Origin of the sequence: Synechococcus sp. R55.3, from assembly GCF_047461975.1 — a bacterium.
GTDB lineage: Bacteria > Cyanobacteriota > Cyanobacteriia > Thermostichales > Thermostichaceae > Thermostichus.
Map to the genome: position 1 here is coordinate 1 of NZ_JANSIG010000014.1, position 23,926 is coordinate 23,926.

At 56.4% G+C, this 23,926-nt stretch carries 22 protein-coding genes; 17 read left to right on the forward strand and 5 right to left on the reverse strand.

The window, feature by feature from the left end:
* Both NW849_RS03745 and cobA read right to left on the reverse strand, forming a co-directional pair.
* A partial coding sequence (locus NW849_RS03745; protein WP_414355972.1) for an enoyl-CoA hydratase-related protein occupies positions 1–203 on the reverse strand: 203 nt, incomplete at its 3' end.
* 63 nt (positions 204–266) lie between these two features.
* Positions 267–1,823, reverse strand: a complete 1,557-nt coding sequence (gene cobA, locus NW849_RS03750) for a uroporphyrinogen-III C-methyltransferase (RefSeq protein WP_414355975.1) — start codon at positions 1,821–1,823, stop codon at positions 267–269.
* A 175-nt stretch (positions 1,824–1,998) separates the two neighbouring features.
* Between cobA and NW849_RS03755 the strand changes: the two genes are divergently transcribed.
* Positions 1,999–3,009: an ABC transporter substrate-binding protein gene (locus NW849_RS03755; RefSeq protein WP_414344061.1), complete on the forward strand. Its 1,011-nt coding sequence runs from the start codon at positions 1,999–2,001 to the stop codon at positions 3,007–3,009.
* Here the strand turns inward: NW849_RS03755 and NW849_RS03760 are convergent.
* Positions 3,006–3,533: a phycobilisome rod-core linker polypeptide gene (locus NW849_RS03760; RefSeq protein WP_414355978.1), complete on the reverse strand. Its 528-nt coding sequence runs from the start codon at positions 3,531–3,533 to the stop codon at positions 3,006–3,008. The two genes, NW849_RS03755 and NW849_RS03760, sit on opposite strands and share 4 nt — an antisense overlap.
* 582 nt (positions 3,534–4,115) lie before the next feature.
* On the opposite strand from NW849_RS03760, the gene NW849_RS03765 reads away from it, so the two are divergent.
* The 6 genes from NW849_RS03765 to NW849_RS03790 all read left to right on the forward strand — a co-directional run bounded on the left by NW849_RS03765 (position 4,116) and on the right by NW849_RS03790 (position 7,815).
* Complete coding sequence (locus NW849_RS03765; RefSeq protein ID WP_414355980.1) at positions 4,116–4,601, forward strand: 2Fe-2S iron-sulfur cluster-binding protein; 486 nt, start codon at positions 4,116–4,118, stop codon at positions 4,599–4,601.
* A 232-nt stretch (positions 4,602–4,833) separates the two neighbouring features.
* Positions 4,834–5,514, forward strand: a complete 681-nt coding sequence (locus NW849_RS03770) for a V4R domain-containing protein (protein WP_011432222.1) — start codon at positions 4,834–4,836, stop codon at positions 5,512–5,514.
* A gap of 59 nt (positions 5,515–5,573) precedes the next feature.
* Positions 5,574–5,855: a hypothetical protein gene (locus NW849_RS03775; RefSeq protein WP_414331880.1), complete on the forward strand. Its 282-nt coding sequence runs from the start codon at positions 5,574–5,576 to the stop codon at positions 5,853–5,855.
* 63 nt (positions 5,856–5,918) lie between these two features.
* The gene (locus tag NW849_RS03780) at positions 5,919–6,512 is read left to right on the forward strand and encodes a hypothetical protein (RefSeq protein WP_414355982.1); all 594 of its coding nucleotides are present in this window, start codon (positions 5,919–5,921) and stop codon (positions 6,510–6,512) included.
* Positions 6,513–6,536: 24 nt separating this feature from the next.
* A complete protein-coding gene (locus NW849_RS03785; RefSeq protein ID WP_414355984.1) occupies positions 6,537–7,007 on the forward strand; it encodes a phycobilisome protein in 471 nt (156 codons plus the stop codon).
* A gap of 118 nt (positions 7,008–7,125) precedes the next feature.
* Entirely contained in the window at positions 7,126–7,815 is a 690-nt protein-coding gene (locus NW849_RS03790) for a V4R domain-containing protein (RefSeq protein ID WP_414355987.1), read from the forward strand.
* A gap of 37 nt (positions 7,816–7,852) precedes the next feature.
* Here the strand turns inward: NW849_RS03790 and NW849_RS03795 are convergent, their stop codons facing one another.
* Entirely contained in the window at positions 7,853–8,560 is a 708-nt protein-coding gene (locus NW849_RS03795) for a hypothetical protein (RefSeq protein ID WP_011432227.1), read from the reverse strand.
* Between the two features lie 284 nt (positions 8,561–8,844).
* Here NW849_RS03795 and NW849_RS03800 point away from each other — a divergent pair, with 284 nt between their 5' ends.
* The 3 genes from NW849_RS03800 (at position 8,845) to NW849_RS03810 (ending at position 13,005) form a co-directional block, all read left to right on the forward strand.
* On the forward strand, positions 8,845–10,089 hold the full coding sequence (locus NW849_RS03800; protein WP_414355989.1) for an HhoA/HhoB/HtrA family serine endopeptidase: 1,245 nt from the start codon (positions 8,845–8,847) through the stop codon (positions 10,087–10,089).
* Between the two features lie 615 nt (positions 10,090–10,704).
* Entirely contained in the window at positions 10,705–12,021 is a 1,317-nt protein-coding gene (locus NW849_RS03805; protein ID WP_414355992.1) for an MFS transporter, read from the forward strand.
* A gap of 93 nt (positions 12,022–12,114) precedes the next feature.
* Positions 12,115–13,005, forward strand: coding sequence for a SpoIID/LytB domain-containing protein (locus tag NW849_RS03810; protein ID WP_414355995.1), 891 nt, complete (start codon positions 12,115–12,117; stop codon positions 13,003–13,005).
* Positions 13,006–13,027: 22 nt separating this feature from the next.
* Here NW849_RS03810 and NW849_RS03815 read toward each other — a convergent pair whose 3' ends face one another.
* Positions 13,028–14,323 carry a helix-turn-helix transcriptional regulator gene (locus NW849_RS03815; protein ID WP_414355997.1) on the reverse strand — a complete coding sequence of 432 codons (1,296 nt, stop codon included), beginning with the start codon at positions 14,321–14,323 and terminating at the stop codon, positions 13,028–13,030.
* Positions 14,324–14,426: 103 nt separating this feature from the next.
* On the opposite strand from NW849_RS03815, the gene cas1 reads away from it, so the two are divergent.
* The 7 genes from cas1 (at position 14,427) to NW849_RS03850 (ending at position 23,915) form a co-directional block, all read left to right on the forward strand.
* Positions 14,427–15,437 (forward strand): CRISPR-associated endonuclease Cas1, encoded by a 1,011-nt coding sequence (cas1, locus tag NW849_RS03820; protein WP_414356000.1) that lies wholly within the window; start codon positions 14,427–14,429, stop codon positions 15,435–15,437.
* Between the two features lie 11 nt (positions 15,438–15,448).
* On the forward strand, positions 15,449–15,727 hold the full coding sequence (cas2, locus tag NW849_RS03825; protein WP_414356002.1) for a CRISPR-associated endonuclease Cas2: 279 nt from the start codon (positions 15,449–15,451) through the stop codon (positions 15,725–15,727).
* A 109-nt stretch (positions 15,728–15,836) separates the two neighbouring features.
* The gene (gene cas10, locus NW849_RS03830; protein WP_414356005.1) at positions 15,837–18,965 is read left to right on the forward strand and encodes a type III-B CRISPR-associated protein Cas10/Cmr2; all 3,129 of its coding nucleotides are present in this window, start codon (positions 15,837–15,839) and stop codon (positions 18,963–18,965) included.
* A 5-nt stretch (positions 18,966–18,970) separates the two neighbouring features.
* On the forward strand, positions 18,971–20,086 hold the full coding sequence (locus NW849_RS03835; RefSeq protein ID WP_414356006.1) for a type III-B CRISPR module-associated Cmr3 family protein: 1,116 nt from the start codon (positions 18,971–18,973) through the stop codon (positions 20,084–20,086).
* On the forward strand, positions 20,083–20,979 hold the full coding sequence (locus tag NW849_RS03840) for an RAMP superfamily CRISPR-associated protein (RefSeq protein WP_414356008.1): 897 nt from the start codon (positions 20,083–20,085) through the stop codon (positions 20,977–20,979). The genes NW849_RS03835 and NW849_RS03840 overlap by 4 nt, the downstream gene beginning before the upstream one ends.
* Before the next feature lie 534 nt (positions 20,980–21,513).
* The gene (locus NW849_RS03845; RefSeq protein WP_414356010.1) at positions 21,514–23,226 is read left to right on the forward strand and encodes an RAMP superfamily CRISPR-associated protein; all 1,713 of its coding nucleotides are present in this window, start codon (positions 21,514–21,516) and stop codon (positions 23,224–23,226) included.
* A gap of 53 nt (positions 23,227–23,279) precedes the next feature.
* The gene (locus NW849_RS03850) at positions 23,280–23,915 is read left to right on the forward strand and encodes a Uma2 family endonuclease (RefSeq protein WP_414356012.1); all 636 of its coding nucleotides are present in this window, start codon (positions 23,280–23,282) and stop codon (positions 23,913–23,915) included.
* Positions 23,916–23,926 lie beyond the last annotated feature (11 nt).

Consider the following 23,926-nt stretch of genomic DNA (forward strand, 5'->3'; position numbering starts at 1 on the left):
CCGTCGCTGTGGGGCCCTGCCCCGGTCAACAACACCACCCCGATACGGGGATCCTCTCGCACATCGGCAAACGCATCGATCAGCTCGGCAACAGTTTTGGGGCGAAAGGCGTTGCGCTTGTGGGGACGGTTGATGGTGATCTTGGCAATGCCATCCGTTTTTTCGTAAAGGATGTCTTCGTAGAGCTTGGCCGTCTGCCACATGGTGTCTGGGTGTATCTGCTTGGGATGCCCGGCTGGCTGACGCGGGCGGCATGGGCGGGTTCATTATAGAGGAGCCCTTGGGTGCTGTGAACTGCTACCGCGAACGGCCTGAAAAGGCTGGGTGAAACGGTTGGTCGCTTGGATGAGGGCTTCCACCAATCCTTCCAGAGTATACTCCTGCGCTTCGATATCCACCCGACCGAATGCGGCTTTGCAGGTTTCGGCGGTTTTGGGGCCGATGGCGGCAATCTGCACCGGTGGATCCCACACCTCTGGGCCCAGCCCTGCCTGCCGGATCAAGTGGGCAAAATGCTGCACCGTCTTGGAGCTGGCAAAGGTGAGGATGTCCACCTGACGGGCCTTCAGAGCCTCCACCACCTGGGGATCCGCTGTCGCCGGACAGGCAGACTGATAGGCGGCCACCTCCACCACCTCTGCCCCTCGCTGCCGCAAACCCTGTACCACCTCCTCCCGGCCTCCCGACTCCACTCTGGGAAAGAGAATCCGCTGCCCTGAGATCGGCTCCGGCCAAACTTGAAGCAGGGCCTCGGCCACAAACTCTTGGGGCATGAGATCGGGATGGATGCCGTACTGGGCGAGCACGGAAGCGGTCTTGGATCCCACCACCGCCACTTGTACGGGGTGGAGAGCCCGACTGTCCCGACCTTGCCGGTGCAACCGCTCAAAGAAAGCCTGCACCCCGTTGGCCGAAGTCAGCAACAGCCAGTTGAATTGGCCCAGGCGGGCAATGGCGGCATCCAAGGGATCCCAACAGGTGGGCGGTTGGATCACCAGGGTGGGCATTTCCAGCACCCGCGCTCCCTGGGCCTGTAGCAGCTCCCGAAAAGCTGGTGATTGCCCCTCGGAACGGGTGACGAGAACCGTCTTGCCTGCCAGGGGAGCCGGCGGAGGCAAAGGAGGGATCCCCGGCAAAAAGTCCTGCCGCAACCGGATCACCTCCCCGACCACCAGCAGACCCGGCAACTTCGCCTGACCCGCCTCCTGCTGCAGCTCCGCCAAGGTGCCTACCCACACCTGTTGCTCTGCCTGCCCCGCTCCCCAGATCACAGCCACCGGTCGGTCTGCCGGGATCCCAGACTCCATCAGCCGTGCGCCAATGTGCTGTCGCTGCCGGGATCCCATCAAAATCACCAAAGTATCCAACTGGGCCAAAGCGCCCCAGGGCAGAGCTTCCAGCTCGTGGGCGGTGAGAACGGCAAAAGCGCGGCTCAAGTGTTTATCCGTTAACGGGATCCCTGCCCAGAGGGGGCCAGCCAGGGCCGACGACAACCCCGGCCAAATCTCAAAGGGACAGCCCGCCTCCCTAAGGGCTTGGATCTCCTCGCGAGCGCGGCCAAAAATCAGCGGATCCCCCGACTTAAGGTGAACCACCTGTTTGCCTTCTCGGCAGCGCTGGATGAGCCAGTGGATGCCCTCCTGGAGGCTTCCTGGCCCAGAGCGTCGCCACACCTGCGCCTGCGGCGGCAACTCTGCCAACAAGCGCTCATCCACCAGCTCGTCGATCCAGATAGCCTCAGCCTGCCGTAGGATCTCCAGTGCTCCCTGCGTCAGGCCCGCCCGCCCGCCCAGCCCTGCCCCCACTAGATACACCTTGCCCATGCCCTACCCCTTGGAATGTCGATCTTGCCCCTTGTAAGAAGGGGATCCCGCTTGCTTTGCAAATATAAATCGAAGACGCCTCCCAACAGCTCCTCTTCCAAGGGGTGGCCAGCCTGAGGAAAAACTGGTCTACTTGCGAGATACTGAAAGCGTGGCCGCCTGAGGATCCCTGCCTATGTCCGGTGTAACTCCAGAGCCTTGGCCGCGGCGGCGTTTTTTGGCCAGTGGAGCTGCTCTGCTAGCAGTAGGAGCGGGCTCCCGCCCCTCTTCGGCCAGATCCCGGCCCTTGCGACTGGTCACCAACTGGTACGCCCAGGCCGAACACGGCGGCTTTTACCAAGCCCTGGCCACCGGCATCTACGCCGACTACGGTCTGCAGGTGGAAATCCGCATGGGGGGAACGGCGGTTAACGTGCTGCAACTGCTAGCCGGGGGAGCGGCAGATTTTGTGCTCGGCGGCAGCCCCGACGCTCTGGCGGCTCTGCAAGCTGGGATCCCTGTTCTCACCGTGGCCGCCTTTTTCCAGAAGGATCCCCAGTGTCTCTTGGCCCATCCAGGGGTGGGCATCGAGCGCCTGGAAGACCTGCGGGGCAAGCCCATCTGGGTGTCACCGGGGGCCAACCTCACCTACTGGCCTTTTTTGCGGGCCAAATTTGGCTTTACCGACGAGCAGAAGCGCCCCTACAACCTCAGCCTCACGCCCTTCTTGCTGGACAAGTCTTCTGCTCAGCAGGGCTATGTGACCTCCGAGCCCTTCCGCGTGCGCCAGGAGGGGGGCTTTGATCCCGTCGTCTTTCTGCTGGCCGACTACGGCTATTCCCCCTACGCCACCACCCTGGAGACCACCCGCCCCTTTGCCGAACAGCACCCGGAGCAGGTGCGAAAATTTGTAGCTGCCTCCATCCAGGGCTGGCAGAGCTACCTAGAGGATCCCCGCCCCGGCAATCGCCTCATCCGCCAAGACAACCCCAACATGAGCGAGGCCCTCCTGGCCTACGCCCACCAAGCCCTAAAAGACTACGGCCTTCTCACCAGTGGAGATGCCGCCACGCTGGGGATCGGCGCCATGACCCACCAGCGCTGGCAAACCTACTTTCAGGAGATGGTGGCCCTGGGGATCGGCGCAGCGGGTCTGGAGGTTCGCCAAGCCTATACCCTCGACTTCCTCCCCGGCCCCACTGCCTAAGGGATCCCCACTTCCATCGCCGCCAAACTGTGCAAAAGCGGGGATCCCTGTATCCCCAGCTCATGGCGCCGGTGCATTTGGTTTGTCAGCAAGTAGGCCAAAGGTGGGTGGCCGCTCAGCCGTTGGCGGGGGTGGGGCAGATGGTCGTTGCCGAACTGGTGGCGGTACTCCTCCGAGTCGATAAAGGCATTGACCATGGCCTGCAAGCCCTGGTGCACCAAAATGTCGTGGTAGGTGGCCACCTCAGCTTTGCTGGCCGGGGCCCGCCCCAAAAAGTGCTTGAAACCCTGCTCCACACAGCGGGTGTTGCAGCCGGCACTGAAAAACAGCCGCTGATAAAGACGGGATCCCCCGATTTGACGAACCAAACGTTTGATCCCAATCCGCCCGCGGAGAAAGTCCTGCTCGATTTTCTCCAGTTCTCCTGTTTTCTCGTGCTGGTAGGGCTGGCGTTCCAAAAGCTGTTGGTAGGCAGCCCGCAACAGGTTTTGCAACGTTTGCGGATCCCGCTGGCGTGGTTCCATGGCAATAGCTCCCAATCGACAGAACTGACAAAAACAGACAAAACGAGGGGCTACTTTAAAGAAATGGCCAAGAGAGTAGCGAATGGCTCAATACGCTTTTACGGCAAACTTCAGCACATCCTTCTGTAACAAAATTGCCAATAAAAGACCGTGAAGGTTCTACTTAAGATTTACCTTGCCGACAGAACGACCGGGGGAGATCTGCGATAAATATTTACGAAAGGATTGTCATTTTCTCCAATTTACGTGATTTCACTTTGTAACTTTCTAGCCGATAAAAAAATTCCGTGTTTATTCGTAGTTAAGTATTATGACACTTCCATCCAGAATAACCTGCTCCAGATCCAGAATATAAGTTAAGTAAAGAATGCAGCCTCTCCCAGGGTCACAGGTGCAGGGCTCATCATTTGAAGTGCTCTGGTGAAGTGCTCTGGTTTGATTGACTGGGGACTCAGGTGTTGCTGTAGACCTGCAAGGGGGCTGCAGGGGAAGGGAGTTAATTGTTGTGATTTGTTTGCGTTGCTTATGCAGTAGATCCTGCCCGCCGGAGTTTTTTGTCTGCCCTTAATGTGGATCCCATCTATGGTTAAACAAATCCGGCTAGAGCCTTTATCTCGTGTCTCAGAGGTCGATACCTACAGCAATCTTCTGTCGGCTATTTTGTCGGAGGAGCTGCATGTCTCGCGGGAATGTAACGGTCGCGGCCTCTGTGCCACCTGTCATGTTTACGTCAAAGAGGGAATGGAAAGCCTCACTCCCATCACCCCCCGCGAGGCCAAGACTCTGGAGACCATTACCAGCGCCCGCAGCAATTCCCGGCTGGCCTGTCAGGCGCGGGTGGTTTCCGATGGCGTGGTGGTGGAGCTGCCGCCGGGGATGTACGTGAACTCGCTGAGGGATATCGAAGTGCTCATCGGTCGGCGGGCCGAACAAGACCTGCTGCACCCACGGACGGGGAAGGTTTTGGTGGAGCAGGGCAAGATCATCACTCGCTCTACTGTTAAGCAGCTAGAAAATGAGGACTTCCGCATCATTGGCAATACGCTGGCCCAAACTCGGGAAGTTTGATGGATTGTCGATATTCAGGGATCCCTTGAGCTCGGCAGGTGTTGTTTTATAAACAATCAAACAAGAGTTGAACAATGTTGGATCCCTCAGATAGCTGACCAAGTTTATCGAATGCTTAGCCATTCATTTTGTTGACTCATTGGCATTGTCTGGCCCAGTTGATCCCTACAAATCCCACCAAATCCTGTTGCTTTGCAATCTAGAATTATCCATTTTTTATCAGGAGAGCGCCATGGCCACTACATCTCGACCGGATCCCCGTCCTGCAGTCACCATGCCTGTGGGCCGCGACAAGCATGCCCACTACAGTTACCGCGATTTCTTCCGCTTCAACCGAGATCAGGGCACGATCATCGACTGGAACAACACACAAAATCTCCTGCTCAGCGAAGACTTTATTGTGGGCTTGCAAACAGGCTTGGAACGGGAGGTGGGGGATGCTTCGGCGGCGGTGATGTACACCATTGGCAGAGATTGGGGCATCCGCGATGCCAAGCACTTCTCCGAGTGGTACGAGCGGGAGTATGGGATTGGCGTAAAACAGTCCAACCTTTTGTTTTTGCTGGAGACTTGGTGGTGGCCTTTTACGGCTCAGGGCTGGGGCAAGTGGGAGGTGGAAACCGAATCCAAACAAAAAGGCTTCCTGTTTATCAACTTGTTTGACTCGATGGTGGCTCGCACCCTTGGGGATGTGGGCAAGCCGGTTTGTCATCTCTATGCCGGGCTATTTGCCGGGTTTTTCACCGCTATGACTTCCCGCGAGCTGGCCTGCATCGAGATCCAGTGCTACGCCATGGGGGAAACCTACTGCAAATTCCTGTTGGGCGGGCAAGAACGCATTGATGCCGCCAATTTTTGGATCACCGAAGGGGCCAGCGCCCGCGAGATCGAGCAGCGTTTGCACCAGTTGTGAGGCTTGCTTGTGGCTTTTGAAGGCTCTCTGGGATCCCTCGACACTTTGGAGAAACGCCCATGGTCACCTTCAACTTAGACACCGATCTGGACTTAACCCAGCCGCTGGCGGTCTTTTTGCAGGGGTTGAACTGGGATAACCGACCCCCGGCCAAGGCTCCCTTTGCTCAAGAGCCGCCGCCGCAGTCCCCCATGCTCTTTGCCCAGTCGGTGGGACAGTTTTTTGCCGGCTTCAATTGGTCGGGCATCTGCCCACGCTCAGAGCCGCTGCCGGAATTGCCGGCAGAGGATCCCTTTACCCTTGAGGATTTTGCCGCCTTGTTTGGCGGAGCTTTGCTCTAGCTCTGGTTTGTTCAGGGCTCTCAGTTGTGCTCTCTCGATCCGTGCTCTAAGGAGACTTCACCCATGGATGACCTTCACTCTTGGCCAGAACGCATTGCCGAGCGAGAAGGGGATTACTTAACACCCGACGATCTGCAAGACCTGATTCGTTACTCGCTCTCTTTTAAAGAACGGCTGGAGCTCTACCAAGTCTTACAACAGCAAGAGCTGACCTGGATCCAAAAGGTTTTGCAACAGCAGGGGCCAACCCCCGTCGCGACAGCGTTGCCCAGCAGCAATCCCGCCAGAGAGGGGGCAGAACCTTCTCTAACCCCGGCTCAGCGCCTCTTGGCTCGTCAATTGGCCTTTTGCTTGCGCTCCCTGGGCCTGAGTCTGTTGCTGGGGGATCCCACCCCTGTGCAGCAGGTAACTCTTGGTGCGATGGAACAGTACCTAGGGTTGCCGCAAGCGCTCGCTCAGCTACGGGCAGTGGTTCAGGGATCCCTGCCAGCGGATCAGCAGGGTTTGCTTGCCCCCTACTGGCAAGAGCTACAAGCTGTCTGCGCCACTTCTCAGGCCCAGTTCCCTTCCTCCTCTTCTTCTAGGTCTGAGGCCGAGGTTGACCTGCCCACAGTTCCGCCGGAGAGGGCTCTCACCTTGGCGGAAATGTTTGTGTGAAGCCAACTAACGGAGGATCTGTCCATGAATTCAAGGGTTGCCGAGCTGATGCAACAAAGCGAAGGCCGCTATCTGCGCCCGGACGAGTTGAAAACTCTACACGCCTACGTGGAAGGGATCCCGAAGCGGGTCCGCCTTTACCAGGTTCTCCAGGCCAAAGAACAAGAGTTGCTGGATCGGGTGATGGAGAAGTTTCAGCCGATGATGCCGAATTTGACCCGCCAACATGGTCACCTGGCCTGGGAGCGCTGCCGCCGGGATCTGAGCATGGTGTGGCGCTACTGCTGCATGGCTATGCTGCTCAACGACGAAGACTATCTGCGGGATAAATTGCTCTACTGGCTGGAGACGATCCTGAAATCCTTCAAGATGCGCGACCAATGCCAGCCCGCCTACAAGTTGATGCTCGACTCCCTGACCTACATCTTTGGGGCAGAAGAGAGCGAGATGATCCGCCCTTATCTGCTTTTGGCCAAATCCATGCTGGTTAACTGAGTCCATTCGCCCTCAATGGATTCCCTAGTTTTGCCAATCCACCGGACATTCATCCCTTCACTCCAAAAGGCCAAGTTCCAGCCGCCCTCAAATCCGTCCATCCCCCTGTGAGATAGCCATGACTACCCTGCAAGAGATTCTGCAAGACCAGATCTTGCCCGGACACTGCTTCAGCCCCGCCCACTACATCCGCCCCGACATCCACACCGGACTGCTGTACAGCCGCGGAGGATACCGCTTGGCGGCCTTTCCCATGCCCCTGCTGGAAGCTCTCTACTCCGGCCTGCGCTACGAAACCGGCCAAGCCACCCGCGTCATTCTCTACAACTGTGGCCGCGATTGGGGAGAGGCGTTTTTCCGCCGTATTGAAGACGAGCTTTCCGGCTACTACCAGCAGCCGCTGCAGGAATTGCCGATGGGGATCTTCCTGGATGCCCTCAGCGATCTCTGGGCTACCCACGGCTGGGGACGCCTGGAGCTGGATTTTTCCGCCGCCGACCACGGCTTGGTTCAGGCCGGGATCCGCAATTCCGGGTTTGCCCTTGCCGCTCGCGCCAGCTTCAACCCGGAGGAACCTTCTGCACGGCGAGAGCCTGCCGGATATTTGGAGGCGGGAATGCTGGCCAGCCTCTTCTCCTTGCTTTCGGGGCGGGATCTCATCTGCGTGCAGACCACCTGCGAATCCCTGGGGGCCGATCTCAACCGCTTCCTCATCGGCACGGCTCAGCGGCTGCACCACTGCGAGGAATGGGTGCGCAAGGGCCTCTCCCACGAGGAGATTCTGGATCGGCTCACCGCCAGTCCCTAGAAAGGGATCCCTGGCCAGAGCTGTTTTCAGAAGCTCGCTAGGGCAGGTAGGGCTGAAAATCTTGGGTGACCGTCAGAGTCAAGTTGGCATTGGCGTCGATCACCGCCACTTCCGGTGCCGTCACATTGCCGATGACAGCCCCTGCCGCCGCTCCGCCCAGCACTTTCTCCGTCGAGATCACGCGGTCGCCGAACAAGCCTCCCAAGATGGCCCCCGCAGCTGCCCCAATCAAGGCATCTTGCACAATCGCTTCCCCGGAAGTGTGGCGGGGATCCTTGCGCAGCGGGATAACCTGGCTCTGGGCATAGAGGGGGTAGGATTGGCCGTTGAAAATCAGGGCCCGCGAGACAAACTGGGTGCCGCCGCTCACCGGCTGAAATTGGCCTTCCAAAACGGCCCCCGCCGGGACGACCATGTTGCCGTAGATGTCCCGCAGAGGGGTATCCAAGCTAAGGCTGACGGCGCGGGTTTCCCCAGGGGCAATCAAGAGGGTTTCTGGGGAGCGATGCACCGCCTGGATCAGATCCCCAGAGCGCAATAGCAACGTGGTTTGCAGTTGAAAGGGCTGGCCAGGTTGCAGGGGTTGAGGGCCAGGGGGAAGGGGGCGAGGATTCACAGGACGCCATCCCTCACCGGCAGGCGGTGGTGGCAAGGGCCCCATTTGGGCCAAAACTGGGGCGGCCATCTGCGCTGAGAGCAATCCGCCAAGCAGAGGAGCCAACAGGCGGCTGGCTGGGTTGGTCATGGTCTTACCCCCATTCATCATTCCTACGCTAGCTGCAAACCGGACAAAACCGGGAGCCTTTCGGGCCTTACCTATCTTTTACCTATCTTGATCAAAGCCAACTGAATGGAAATGGGCTACCTCAGGTGAGCAGATTCCGCTGCTCTTCGCTCCAGATAGAAGTACGGAAAAACGCTAGGGTTGCCCACTCTGGGATCCCTGCTGTCCATGTTAGATTAGGCCCTAGGTTTCTCCCCCTGCGTGGGGCCGAAGTCTTGCAGCATCCCAACCCTCTTCTTGTAGCTATGAAGCGCAGAACATCCATGCCGGGCCAGCCCTCTCCCGGGTCAGAAGCTTCCGCCCAACCTGCTCAATCCTCTTTCCAGCCTTTTGCCATCTCCACTTGGAAGTCTCTTCTCTCGTCAGTGCTGCTGGTGCTGCTGGGCATTGGGCTGGGAGCGGCTCTGGTGGGGGGCAAGGGGGTATCTGCCCAGACGACGGCAACTCCGCCCCAACTGAACCTGAATTTCATCGCCGATGTGGCGCAAAAGGTGGGGCCGGCGGTGGTTCGCATTGATTCGGAGCGGACGGTGAGCGCCCCTGCCCCTTTTCCTGAGGAGTTTTTCAGCGATCCCTTTTTCCGAGATTTCTTCGGCCAAGCGATCCCTTCCATCCCTCGGCAGCGGCGACAGCAGGGAACCGGCTCTGGGTTCATCATCAGCCCAGACGGCCAGATCATCACCAATGCCCATGTGGTCGAGGGATCCGACAAGGTAACGGTGACGCTCAAGGATACCCGCAGCTTTGATGGGCAGGTAATCGGTTCGGATCCGGTTACGGACATCGCCGTGGTGAAGATCAACGCCCAGAACCTGCCGACCGTGAAGCTGGGGCGCTCGGAAACCCTGGAGCCGGGCCAGTGGGCCATTGCCATCGGCAACCCCCTGGGTTTGGATAACACCGTTACGGCTGGGATCATCAGCGCTTTGGGCCGTTCCAGCGGGGAGATTCGGGTGCCTGACAAGCGGGTATCTTTTATCCAAACGGATGCGGCCATTAACCCCGGCAACTCCGGCGGCCCGCTGCTCAACGCTCAAGGGGAGGTGATCGGGGTGAACACCGCCATCATCCAGGGAGCGCAAGGGTTGGGCTTCGCCATCCCCATTGAGACGGCCCAGCGGGTGGCCAATCAGTTGATCACTCGCGGCAAGGTGGATCACCCCTACCTGGGCATCCGCATGCTCACGCTGACTCCAGAGCTGAAGGAGCGCCTCAACCAGGATCCCAATAGCCGCATTTTGATAACGGTGGATCAGGGCGTGCTGATCGGCGAAGTCATCCAGGGATCCCCGGCGGAACGGGCAGGGCTGCGGTCTGGGGATGTCATTCTCTCCATCAATGGTCGTGCCGTAACCACAGCCGATCAGGTGCAACAGGAGGTGGAGCGCACTGAGGTGGGCAGCACCCTGGAGCTGGAGATCGAGCGAGCCGGGCGGCGACAGAAGATCCGCGCGGTAACAGGCTCTTTCCCGGCCCCCAGCGGAGGCTGATTGGACGTTGTTCACCACTCCTCCGAGACCCCAGCGACACAGCAGGGTTGTTGTCAATGGGGGTAAACCTCTCAACCTAGGTTGCGAACTCCCCTTTTCCCCTGGGAGAGGGGCTGGGGCGGTGCTGATCGCGCCAGCGGGACGGAGTCCTTACACTTGGGCTGTTTCAAACCAATTTGCAGTGACCAAGAAAACTGGGTTGCAAGCCCCGCCCTCAAGGGCGGCTTTTGCTTTATCGCTACGCGACGCTTTCGCGAACGCCTGCGGCGGTGCGGAGCGCTTTGGCGTCTCCCATTGGGTTGCGGTACTAACCTCACGCCCGATGTAGCTCAGTCAGTGGGGGTTGTTCTGCTGGCTGAGAAAGAATCCCCCGGCTACTGCTTCGCAGAAGCAAGCTATAGCTGTGGGGAGAATGTCAATTGGGTTCGCTGTTGTCCCAAACCGGAAGCACCTTCAAAGCTGAGCAGGGCCGGTTCACAGCCTCAGGCCATACGGTTACAATCAGAAAGGTTAGCACCTAAATATTCTGGACTGAGGGATCCAGCGAAGGTGGCTCTATCCCAGGGCGCGGTTCTGGGAGCACGCTTTGAGTCCCATTTTGCACAAGGAGTTGGCGTGAGGGTATTCGAGCAGCTACAGCCGGCACAGCGGCGCAACTTGGGCATTTTGTTTGTGGCTGGGCTGCTCTTTTGGGCCAGTTTATCCTCGCTGCTGCCCACGTTGCCTCTCTACGTCAGAGATGCCGGTGGCACCAGCCAGCAAGTGGGCTGGGTAATGGGGGCCTTTTCGATTGGGTTGCTGGCCTTTCGCCCTGCGTTGGGTCGTCTGGCGGATGGCCACAGCCGGCAGATCGTGCTGCTTATCGGCATGGGGGTGGTGGGGATGGCCCCCATAGGATACTGGCTCTCCGATTGGATCCCATGGGTAGCGCTGGTGCGAGCCTTTCATGGGGTTAGCATCGCCGCTTTTGCCACGGCCTATGTGACTTTGGTGGTGGATTTTGCCCCAGAAGAAAAACGGGGCGAGATCCTGGGCTACATGAGTTTGGTCAATCCGATCGGCGCAGCCATTGGCCCTGCTTTGGGCGGCTTTTTGCAGGAGTTTGCCGGCTATGGCCCTTCGTTTCTCTTCTCTGCTCTGCTGGGGTTGGTGGGCTTTCTTTGTACCCAACTGGTTCGAGAACAGCGGCGTGAGCATTGGGGATCCCTGCCGATGGATGGGGCCTTCTGGAGCTTTCTGGGCAGCCCGAAGGTGCGCTCCCTCGCTTGGGTGATGTTTTTGGTGGGGTTGGCCTTCGGCACCCAGACCACCTTTGTGGCCTTGTTAATCCAAGAAGCCGGAGCTCCCCTGAATCCAGGTCTTTTTTATACGGCAGTGGCCTTTGCCAGCTTTGGAGTGCGCCTGCTCACCGGTCGCGCTTCCGATCGCTATGGGCGGGGGCCATTTATCTCCCTCAGCTTGGCCACCTATGCCTTGGCAATGGGGATCCTGATTGTTGCCAACAGCACCGGCGCTTTTCTGGCTGCTGGGATCGTGGTGGGTTGCGGTTTTGGGACTTTGATCCCTCTCATCTCTGCCCTCGTGGCCGATCGCTCGGAGCCGGCGGAGCGGGGTCGCCTGTTTAGCTTGGTGATGTGCGGGTTTGATTTGGGCATTGGCCTGGCGGGGCCCCTTTTGGGCACCTTAGCAGCGGGATCCGGCTATCGAGCCATGTTTGGCTATGCGGCTCTTCTTTCCTTGGCTTCCTTGGGTTCTTTTCTCTTCTTCTCCAATGGGCGACCGGGGGACTCGCTGCGCTTTGCCTTAGGCCTGGGGCCGGATAGCTCTTCGGTCCATCTAGAGGGCGGCCGCAATCGGCTTGGGTCGCAAGAACCCGACCCTCTGGAGCCGCCGGATCGGCCCGCTCCGCTGGAAACGGGATCCCGTTCATAGATAGTTCCATACTCAGATCCCCCACACCCCGTCAAGAACTGAGGCTCAAGCCCTCTGCAGTTGCTGCCAACCAACCGGCCCATTTCTGGAAACTTGCCTTATCCTAAGCTGGAGTTGGTGTACAAAAAGCAACTCTGGGCACGGGCTATGGAAGCGCGGCATTGGCTGGCCCTGATGGGATCCCTGGTGGTCAGTGCCTTCTGGGGATGGGTGGAGTCTGTCTGGGGGGTGACAGTGCGAGTGCAATTGGCCGATACCACTGCCCCTCTGGTGGTGGGAGTTTCTCTCCCTGCCCAACTGATCAACGGTCGGGGAGAGGTGCTGGCAGATCTGCCCCCTATGCAAGGGTTTTTGGCTCAGCCCAGCCCTCAAGGGGTGCGTCTGCATGGGGTGGTTGACCCGGTGCTGTTCATCGAACCTCAGGAGGGTGGCCTGGTGGCAGTGAATGGCCGCTGGTACTCCGGCAAGGTGCTCTTGACCGGGTACAACCTGGTGATGGCCATCAACTACGTGGATCTGGAAGACTATGTGGCCAGTGTGGTGGATGCAGAAATGGGATCCCGTTTTCTCCCAGAGGCCCTAAAGGCCCAGGCGGTGGCGGCCCGCAGCTACGTTCTTTACCATCGCAATTCCCGCGGTTGGTTTGATGTGTTTAGCGATACTCGCTCCCAGGTGTACCGAGGGCTTTCCCAGCGGTCGGCAGCCGCCCTGGAAGCAACACAAGCCACCCGTGGTGTGGTCATGGTGTATGGGGGTCAGTTTGTCAATGCCATGTACAGCGCCAGCAGCGGCGGCCAAACCGTCGGGGTGAGTGGGATCCCTTATTTGATGAGCTTACCGGATGTCAGCCTCTACCCCAAGTTTGGGCATGGCATTGGCATGAGCCAGTGGGGCGCCCAAGAATTGGCCCGCCGAGGCTGGACTTACCGCCAAATTTTGGCCTACTACTACCGAGGGGTCAGCTTTGCTCGTCTGCCGGAGTGAGACCTTCAGTGTCCTGGGTGTCTCATCCCATTCGCTCTGTCTTGTCTGCGTCGAGTTCCCTCTGGGCCGCCGCTTGCTGGTTGCTTCTGTATCGCTGCAACTGTTCCTCGGCCAGTTTGGCGTGCTGCTCAGCCAATTCTGGGGGAGTCAGGATCTGAACGTTGCCCATGAACCGGTTGACCCAGCGCATGAATTCCCCATGAGAACGGGGGGGAAGCCGGACTTGGTAGTCCAAGTACTGACCCTGTCTAGAGGGGGTCAAGATCTTCTGGCTGGGGTGACGGTAGCCTCCCTCGCGGATGAACGGAATGGTGTCGCCGTAGAAGCGGACGGTAATCTCCGTGAAGGGAAGTTGACCAGATAGCTCCTGGCGTTGTTCTTCTGGTTCGCCCAGGAAAAGACCCCAGCCCTGATTCAGGAGCTCATGGACTTGTTTAAGTCGTTTCAGTTGTTGAGAGCGGCTGCGGGGCGGGTGAGAGAGAACCTGGCACTGATCATCGAAGCGATCCAAGCGGCCGATCACCAAATGCTGGGTATCAGATTGCTCGTAGGCTAGATACCAGGCAATGTCGTAGTGAATCAATTGCAGAGGCCAGATGGATTTGGATCCCTGTTGACCCTGCTGGTAAGGATCTGAGGAACGGCAAATCTGAATCGCCTGCCCCTGGAGAATGGCAGCTTCTAGGGTGTCGAGGGCGCTGTAGAGGGTGCGGACAGCCGATCCCTTGCGGCTGACTCGGGTGGGATCTGTGGGGATGATGGAGCGGTTGAGCTGGGCTCTGACCGGGTAAAAACTCTCTGAACTGTGGCTTTTGCCCCAGCGGCGGCGGACAATAGCCTGAAAGGCCTCTTGGGCTTTGGGATCCCGTTGGTAGGTGGCCTGGGAGTGGAGGGCGCTAAGGGCGGTGTTGAACTCCAGTTCGGTCATGGCGCTGGAGCCGAGATAGTAGCCCCAACGATACGTCTGATCTCCGAGAATGCCGTAGTATCTCAGGGTTTGCAGATCTTTGTGCAGAGTGTGGGGAGAACAAGGAGGAAGAGCGATCTGTTGCTGGGCAGCGACAGCGTGCAGGTACGAGAGAAGTTCTTGCAGGCGGGGGGGAGCCTGCTCATCGCGACCTGGAAGATTTGACGCGTTGAGATGGCCGACGCCGGGATATTGAGCCAGGGTGGCGATCAGGCAGAGCAGACGATCAAAGCTTTGGGGATGGGCGTAGGCTTGCGAGGGGTGGAAAGTCATGGGGAGGGATCCTTTCGTCAGGAGCACACCGTCACGAACGGATCCCGTACCAGAAGCCTTGCTCTGCTTTTTCGCCATTCGCATCTTTCCTTACAGCATTCTTGGGCCTGACTTTTAACTTGAAGAAGGCTCCATCCTGCTTCCACTTCAGCTTCAATTTTAGGCTTCTGGGAGTGGCCTTATGGGCAGAACACTTTATGTGTCCCAACAAGATTGCTACCTCAGCCTCGACCAGGAACGACTGGTTGTCAAACGAGCTGGAGTTGTTCTTCAACAGGCTCAATTGCCCCACCTGGATCAGATCTTGATCTTCGGCCACGCCCAAGTCACAACCCAACTGATCCAGAGTTGCCTAGAGCGCAACATCCCCATCGCCTACCTTTCCCAGATGGGGTACTGTTATGGTCGCCTGCAGCCCGTTCAGCGGGGGAGTCGTTTTCTTCGGGAAAAACAGATTCTGCTGACCCCTTTTCAAAAATTGGAGGCCGCCAGACAGATCCTCAAAGCCAAGCTGCACAACTGCCGCGTACTTCTTCTGCGGCAACGCCGCCGCAAATCTCAGGTCAGCAGCGAGAAAATTGCTCAGCTCCAGCAACTCATTCAGGCTATGGATGAAGCTACAACTCCAGAGCAGCTCATGGGCCTTGAAGGAGCTGCCGCTGCCGTCTACTACCCAGCGCTGGGGGAGTGCCTCACCTCTCCTGGCTTTGAACTGGTGACGCGCACTCGTCGTCCCCCCCGGGATCCTGTCAATGCCATGCTCAGCTTTGGCTACCAGCTCTTGTGGAACCACATTCTGCTCCTGATTGAGCTGCAGGGCTTGGATCCCTACCAGGGATGTCTGCACACCGGTCACCACAATCACCCCTGCCTGGCCTCGGATTTGGTGGAAGAGTTTCGTGCCCCAGTGATTGATTCTCTCGTGCTGTGGCTGATCAACAGCGGCGTCATGGATCCGATTGAAGACTTCACAGATGAAATCGAGGGGTGCATGCTCACCCAAGAGGGCCGAACCAAAGTTCTGCGGGCCTTTATCCAGCGGATGGAGGACACGGTGCAGCCGGAAGATCCCGTCAAGGGTGCGCGGGAAGAAGAGATCCCTCGCTGGGCCGTCATCAACCGGCAGGTGCAGATCTACAAGCAGTTTGTAAATGATCAGATCCCTGTTTACTTGCCGTTCCTCATCCGCTGAAGAGATCTCACATGCAGCTCTACGTCATCACCTACGACATCCCCGACAACAAACGACGCAAGAAAGTCTCTGACTTGCTTGAAGGCTATGGCCGGCGGGTTCAGTACAGCGTCTTTGAATGCCGGCTGGAGCAGCATCAGTACCAAGACTTGAAACGCCGACTTCAACCTCGTCTCTATTTGCCGGAAGACCATATTCGTTTCTATCCCCTCACCGACCACACCCTGGCCAAGGCGGAAAGTTGGGGTGGGCCAGAGGTGCTCTCCCCGCCAGGATCCCTTGTTGTTTAGCAATATGAACTATTTTGCCGTTCGCGTTACCGGTGGCAGCAGGATATAGGTATCTGTTTATGCTGTTGTTCAAGTGTTCAGATTGCTTCTTTTGGAGGGAGTGGAACTCATGGAAAAAATGTTTTTCCGCCGCAAACTGTTTGCTCTGCTACATGATCCCCAGCTCAAGTCTTTGTATCAGTACAAAAACGGCAAAGGCCCTTGGCAGCAGGTGGCGGAGTTGTATCATCACGGGGCAGAGCTGGAGGAGTGGTGGCAGTCTCATCAGGGGGTGATTTCAGATCACATCGCTGCCGCCTCAGATCGATTAACCATCAGAAACGTCTATAAAGATGCGGAGCAACTGGGCGGGCTTACCCAAGTGGAAGTGCGTCACCCTCTGTCGGGAGAAAAGCAGGATATCCAGATTTGGAGTCAGCTAACGGAAGCGCAACTGGAGGAGATCCAAAATCGGATCATCCCCTATGAGCAGGTGCGCCATGCGGATCCGGAAAAAGCCTTCTGGTGGTTCTGGCGGTTTTATCCCCAATTGGTGGTTCAAGAAACTGGGATCAGCACTCCTGCTGCTCTTTTGTTGCCTGCCGACACCCGCATCCCAGACTGTCCCATCCACGATCACAACAGTATTGTCTCGGCGCTGGCCGGAGCCCTATTCCCGCGCGGGTGGAAACCCTCAAATTCGGTTTCTCATGCCGATCTCTTGTTGTTCACCTTCTCGCCGGTGCAGGAGTTTATCAAATCCTCTAGGAAGCTGTTGGATTTTTGGTCGGGATCCTATCTGCTGCACTACCTGAGTGCCCGCCTCTGCTGGTTCATTGCTGAGCGCTATGGGCCGGATGCGGTGATCACACCTTCTCTGTGGGGCCAGGAGATCATCGATGCCTGGATTCTGAAGAAGTTTCCGGAGTTTGAGTGCTATTTCCGAGAGATCGACCGGCTTGATACCCGCAATGGAGATGCCCAGGGATCCACTCCTATAAGTCGATTCAACGATTGCGTGTCCACCAGCCTGAGCACTGCCGGGTTTCCCAATGTGATCACAGCTCTGCTGCCCAGAAAAGAATCCAAAGCCTTTGCAGAGGAACTGGACCAGGAGATGCGCAAGATCTGGAAAGAGATCGGAACTAAAGTCCGGGATCATATCCGCGAGAGATGTATCCAAACCCTCAATGATAGAGGCTCGGAGATCTGGAAAAAGATTGCCCCAACGATGGGTACGACTGAAGGCTCCCACATCAACTACCAGAGAGAATTCGAGAAGTGGAAGCACCCATCCAATTGGGAATGGAACAAGCTCTGGAATGCTCAACTGGATCACACTTGGGAAAGCTACTGGACTTCGGTCCCCCTAGGGGATCCCGACAAGCCGTTGCAGGCAAATACCAAAGATCCCGGCTACACGTTATGGAAAGAATCTCAGCAAACCCTAGCTCAAAGCCGATTTGAATTGCCGACCAACCCTGAAGAAAAAGCCTACGGAAATTTGAATGTGGGCACCTGGTGGGGCAGCTTGCAGGCGCGTCTGGGCCAGTCGATTCAGGCCATCAAAAATACCCGTACCTGGCAGGTCCCAGTGGCCCCTGGGGAGCGGTCTACCCTCTCAGGCATGTACAGTGCAGTTCACCCCAATCTGCTCTATCGGGATCGATTCTGTGAAGGGGCAGGGCTACCGGCGGGATCCCTGCGCATGTTCTGGAAACTGATGGCCGAAGTTTATCCGGGGCTTTTCAATGGCTCGGAGATGTTGAACGCGGTGGAACTGACCAAACGCATGGCCTGGAAGTACGGGGGCATTGCCGAGTCTCTGGGGGTGGCCAAAGAAGAGGACGATCTGGAGAACTTGATCCGGTTTCCCAACCTCAGCTCCATCGCAGCAGCCCGCTTTGCCCATGATGCTCCTGAAAAGGTGAAACTGTACTGGCAGGTGCTGGAGCAGCAGATCAGGTGGGATCTCCCTGAATATCGAGATCGGTTTGGATCCCTGACGCGCCGCCCCTTTCAGGTGCCGAAGACGGATGAGCGAATGATCCCTAATCCCCAACCCCTTTCCCAGAAGACGAGGGGAGAAGCACCCTACAACGGAGTGATGTTTTCCAGCAGGTGGCTGGTGGACGATCTGGGCCTTCAGGATCCTGAAGATATTGCCCTATTGCGAGAAGCCGTGGATCAAGCCCATCGACAGGTGGGGCTATCCGGGGGCAGTCCCTCTGACTGGTGGGCAATTGTGTTGGCCGATGGAGATAGCATGAGCAAGTATGTCAGCGGCTCCAGGCTGCACCCCTACGAAACCTACCTGGCCGAAGGAGTTGCCGATCAATTGAAGAAAAATGGCTTGGAGTGGCAGCAGCTTTTGAAGAATGTCAAAAAGCGCATGGGGCCGGCCACCCACGTGGGCCTCAACCGAGCCTTGTTGGATTTCTCCAATCGGCTGGTTCCTTACTTAACGGAAAAACGCTTCTGCGGTCGGGTGGTCTACAGTGGCGGGGATGATGTCATGGCTTTGCTGCCCCTAGAAGATTTGCCCGAATATCTCCTCTCCCTGCGTGCAGCTTGGTGTGGGAAAGCGGATCCCAAAGGCGAGTTCAGATCGCAAGGAGGATTTTGGCATCCCCAGCCGGGTCGAGATCTCTCCGGCCTACCCAATCGTCCCCTTTTCACCATGGGCGAAGGAGCCACCATGAGCATCGGCGTGGTGATCGCCAACAAAGGGATCCCTCTTCCCACCGTTTTGGAAAACCTCTGGGAGGCTGAGAAGCATCGGGCCAAAAAGATCCCTGGCAAGGATGGTCTTTGCTTCCGAGTCATTTACCAATCCGGGAATACCTTGGAGGCCCTGATGAAAGGGGAACTGCTGGAGAAATGGTGGGCCTGGTTGCAGCAGGGGCCGGAACTGGATCTGGGGCCTGTACTGTATCGTTTGGCCGAAGAATTGCCGCTGCGCTGTGTGATCTCTGCAAATAACAAGCTGTTTGAGCTGGCCACCACCACCATTTTGGCGCGACGAGACCGAGCTGAGGAGCTGAAGTCCGTTCAGGATCCCTTGGTGAACTGGATCAATGCCTGGGAAAGCTGGGCATTCGAGTTGCAAAGCGAGTCAGAGGCTCTGGGCGCCACTCCGGTAGATTTGGCTAATCTCTTGAGATTCTCAGCCTTTTGGATAGACAAGAAAAAACAACGGGACGATTGGATCAAAAAGCCTCAGGAAATTGTTGAAGATTTATTTCCACAAGGCAGGTAATTCTCATGTCTGAAACCCAACTGCACTGGTATGCCCTAGAGCCTGTCGATGTGCTGCTCTTTCGCGAGAGCAAACCTTTTTCTCCTGGCGAGGGATCCTGGGCGAAAGGGTTATTTCCCCCTATGCCCATCACAATCTTTCAGGCCCTGCGCTCTGCCCTACCCTACGCTTCAGACAAGGCTCGAAATCTCAAGTTTCTGGGGCCGTTTCTCCTGGATGAGCGAGATACGCTCTGGCTACCGACTCCCAAAGATCTGTTGGCTACGGGTCAATCGGATCCCCATGCCGATCCAGACACGACCCCAGAAGACAACTTCGAAGAGAAAGTCCGGGGAGACCAATACTCTCGCCTACAGCCGGCTGAGGGGGATCCTTGGAAACCTATCGGCTGGGATGATCAAAAACTCCCGCCCCTGGTGCCCCCCTCTCTCAAAAAAGGGGAGTACATCAAAGGCCGTCCCCACCCCTGGATGCGGGCCTCGGCACTGAGTGCTTATCTCCAAGGATCCCTACCCCAGGCCGGCGACTTTCATGAGGATCCCTGGGATACCCAGGTGTTACCTCACATCGACATCAAACCCGATACCCGCCAGGTGAAAGATGAAGCTGGCTACTTCACCGAGGTGGCAACCCGACTGCGGTGGGGATGGCGATTGGCGGCAGCCATCAGTGCTCGGATCCCGACCACCACCGTTCGCCTGGGGGGAGAGGGGCATCGCGCCTTGGTCACGCCTCTGGAAGATTGGGATCCTGGCATCGATTGGGAGCGATTTCGGCAGGGGACGGGTCGGGTGGCTTATCTCCTCACTCCGGGCCTAGCGCAGCCTGAAGCGGATCCCCGTATCTATCAGGCTTACCCTTCCCAGTGGCAGCCTTATCTGGCAGGATGCGCTACGGATCGGGCCTTGCTTTGGGGTGGAATTTCTGCGGTTCGGCGGCAGGGCAGTGAGCGATTGGACTTTGCGCTGCTACCCCAACGGGCCTTCATTCCCGCCGGTACGGTGTATCACTTTAAGGGGGATCCGCCACCGCCAAGGCAGCTTGTGGGTAACCCATGCGCCCAGTTGCAGACTTTTGCATCGTTGAATTACGGCACACTTTTGTGGGGGATTGTGAAATGATTCAACCTGACTTTCGCGTTGGCTATCTTTACAGCCTTGCCCCCATCCATTGCGGTGGAGAAGGCGACCTAGGCAACATCCTGGAAATTGCCCGTGAATCTCACACCAACTTTCCTTACATCCCAGGTTCTTCTTTGCGAGGAAGCCTGCGGAACGAGGTAACACTTCAAGATCCAACAATTGCCGATACTCTCTTTGGACGAGAACTCCAAAAAGATGGCCAAATGGGGGTTCACCAAGTCTGGTTTGGAGATGCCCGTTTATTGTGGGTGCCGATGCGCACCATGTCTCTAAAAGGATCCGATTCCGTTTTCTGTTGGGTAAGTTGTCATTCTCTACTGCGAGATCACGCCTTGCTGTGCCGTCAGCCTCTTCCAGTTCTGCCCAAAGCCCCTGTAGGAACAAAACCTGGCGTTTATGTTGTGGCAGACGCAGAAGTGCGTGTTGAGAAACTCCCTGAAGGGCAGACCTTCTCACTGGCCGGGGAATGGCCCGCTGTTTTACAGGGGGATACCCAAGCAACCTGGAAAAATAATCGGATCATTCTTCCCGATAGCGACTTCCAGATCCTCATGGAGCACTCCCTTTGGACACAGATCCGCAACAAGATCCAGGAAGATTCGGAAGGAGCCAATCAGGTAGGCTCAGCAGAGGTGTTCTGGACAGATGTGTGCATTCCTCGTGACACGATTCTTTATTTTACTTGGGGATATAGCCCCCTGCCCCATCAGCAAGATCTCACCCAAGAACATGAGATTTTGATCAACATTCTTCAAGGTTTGTTCCAAGTAGGAGGACAAGCCAACGTTGGACGAGGCTGGGTTCAAGGATGGGTCTCCAATGCTTCTCCGCCCGCTCTACAAGCCAAATCTGAAAACACCGCAGGAGTTTAAGGATGTCGAAAAACAAGTACGCCAAGAGCTCTCCTAAGCCCGTTCCTCCAAATCCCAAATTGGAGAGCAAAGCTATATCTTCCAACCCGCCAATAGACAGATCCCCTGTTCCTACGTCGTCTGAGCGACAACCAACAGGCGTGCGCCCGGAGCATATCAGCCTGCTAGCCTATAAACACATTCAACAGTACATGAGATCCCAAGGGAAAGAGTTTCTTTCTCAGGAGGATCTTAATGCGGTACTCCGACTTTCTCAACACCTGAGAGTTTTCGGCCTGCTCTCGGCCATAGGATACGTTAACCAGTCCAATGCTCAAGAAGGTAAGGTGAGACAGAGAACAGTTCCTGTCTGGACTTCTTTATTGGGGCAACTGGTTACCGAAGATAATTCTCTAGAGCCCAAAGCATTAATGCAGAGGATCCAAGCTCTGGCAAGCGACCAACCTGTAGAATACCTCGCCCTTTGGAGACGATCTTTAATCTTGGCGAATCACTGGAACTTTTGGGCCAGAGCTTATCTTTCAGGAGACACGAATGGAGAAAACACTGATGTACACGGGGCCGCGTCTAATTAAGCTAATAGCTCAGCAACATCAAAAGCGAGCCACAAACCTTTTTCGCCAGGGAACCTTTACCTTGCGTTGGCGAGCAAAAGTGGGATCCTATCCTCATCCCGATGTGGAAACTCTTGTTTCAGCAGGGGAACCCTGTGGGCCATGGCGGCCCCAAAAAGGTCGGCCAGAGGATAAGCGCAATGTTGGCGAAAACTGGGAACTTATGCCCGACTTGCCTCTCAATGGGTACATCCCGGGTTCTTCAATCCGAGGGATCGTCCGGGCCTGGGCAAAACAACAACCGGAGCGGATCCCCAAGATGGAAGCTCTCCTTGGATTCCAGAAAGAGACTGTTATCTCGGCAGGAAAGATTCAATTTCTCGACGCTTGGCCCCTAGAGCCCACCCGTTTAAGCCTCGATATTGTCAACCCTCAGCAAAACTTTCAGGTGTTCCACCAGGGTCAAGGCACTCCTTTATCGCTCTACACACTGGGCAATGGTCAGGGACCCATTGATTTTCTCGTGGCTATCCAGGGCGTTCCCGGCGCAACTGAAGAAGAAGTCGATGAGGTCTGGTCATGGGTTCAACAAGCCTTAAAAGTCTTGGGGATAGGTAGCCGCACGGCCTCTGGATATGGTCGGATTTCGATCCCTAACCACAAGGGATCCAGACAGTCAAATGAAAGCATATCAAGTATACTCTTTAGATTCCATCTCTCCAGCCAGGGTAATGCGGGCCCTAACATGAGAACCCTGGAGCTGCGACCTTCGCATTGGCGAGGATGGCTTAGATCCTGGGCATTGCGATTCTTTCTGGGAGTTATGAGCCAAGAGAATGCAGAGAAGACAGTGAGTGAGCTTTTTGGAACCCTAGAACCCAAGTCTCAAAAAGGGTGCATAAGGCTGGAAATGATCCAGGGAGATATCTGGGCACGCAAGTCGAAAAACTCCCCAACCTTCTACTCATGGCAGGGAGAACTTAGAATTGAAGCTCCCAAAGAGATCCTCATGGGAATCCTTCTCCCCATTGTGCGAGTTGCAGTGATGACCGGAGGAGTAGGGCGAGGTTGGAGAAGACCACTTCACATTTTCATGATGGAAAGAAGAGACAACTCTCCTGCAGCCCGAGGCAGTCACCTGACGCTTGATATCAAAATTAAGGGTGAGTACAGGGTGTTTGGAATACGTCTTGAACCAGAAAAATGGAGGCAAGTATACGAAGAGTGGTATCAAAAAGTTGGACAAATCTGGCCGGAACGTTTGCTCAGTGGATCCCAGAATCCCAACTGTGAGGCATTTTCACCCAGCAGTTGTGCCGTATTCGCCGTCCCTGGCCCTGAACAGGATCCGGTTAATGCTTCAGATTTAAGTTGGGTTGATCCCAATGATGCAGAAAGTACGCGAGGAGATGGTATGGGGCTGGTTTATCAACAAGATCAACGCAGAAACTACAAGCGAAACCCCGATCTTGGCGGAGATGCTGCGCGAGGCAGTGCCCATTGCTCTTGGGTGACGATTAGGAGACACAAGATTAAGCACAAACAAGCTGGTACTCAATGCCAGGAAGTGGTCTGCTTATTCATGGGAGGTGTCCAAGCTGGCTGCCAGCATGTCCGTTCCCAGTTTCTCGATGACTTATCTCGAATACAAGGCAGTCTCCATCTCTTTGGTCTGAAGCCTGAACAGCCTTGAAAAGATGATCTTTTTGCTCCTTCTAGACTGATCTCGAGGAGATGAAGTCTGATATGCTCATCATTCCCACTCGCTCACATCTTCCCGAACAACGGGTCATTTTCCATCACCTTACCTGGGATCGCTACCAGCAGATCCTTCAGGCACTAGGAGAGCACCGTTCTTCTCGCTTGATCTACGACCGGGGTACTCTGGAAATCACCATGCCACTCGAAGATCACGAGTTTTTGGTCAGGATGATTGATCTCTTCGTACGCATCCTGGCTACTGCATACTTAGGACAGATTAAAACTATGGGCTCTACAACTCTTAATTATCCCCATATAGAGCGAGGAGCAGAACCTGACAATGCCTACTACTTACAGAATCAACCTAAAGTCAAGGGACGCACTGTAGATTTTAGCCAAGATCCGCCTCCAGATCTGGTGGTGGAAGTTGACATAACCCACAGTACTATCAACAAGTTAGCCCTCTATGCTGCCATAGGGATCCCTGAGTTGTGGCGGTTCAATGGTGAGGAACTGCGAATCTATCAACTTACTGCGCAAGGCTACCAAGAGTTAGAAATCAGTCCTAGTTTTCCAGGGGTTCCCAAAGACAGACTCTACCAATTCTTATCAGAGGCTCGAGAGAATGAGATTCAGGCTGAACAGAATCTACGCAACTGGATCCAGGAGCAAAAGCTATGATTGCCCATTCT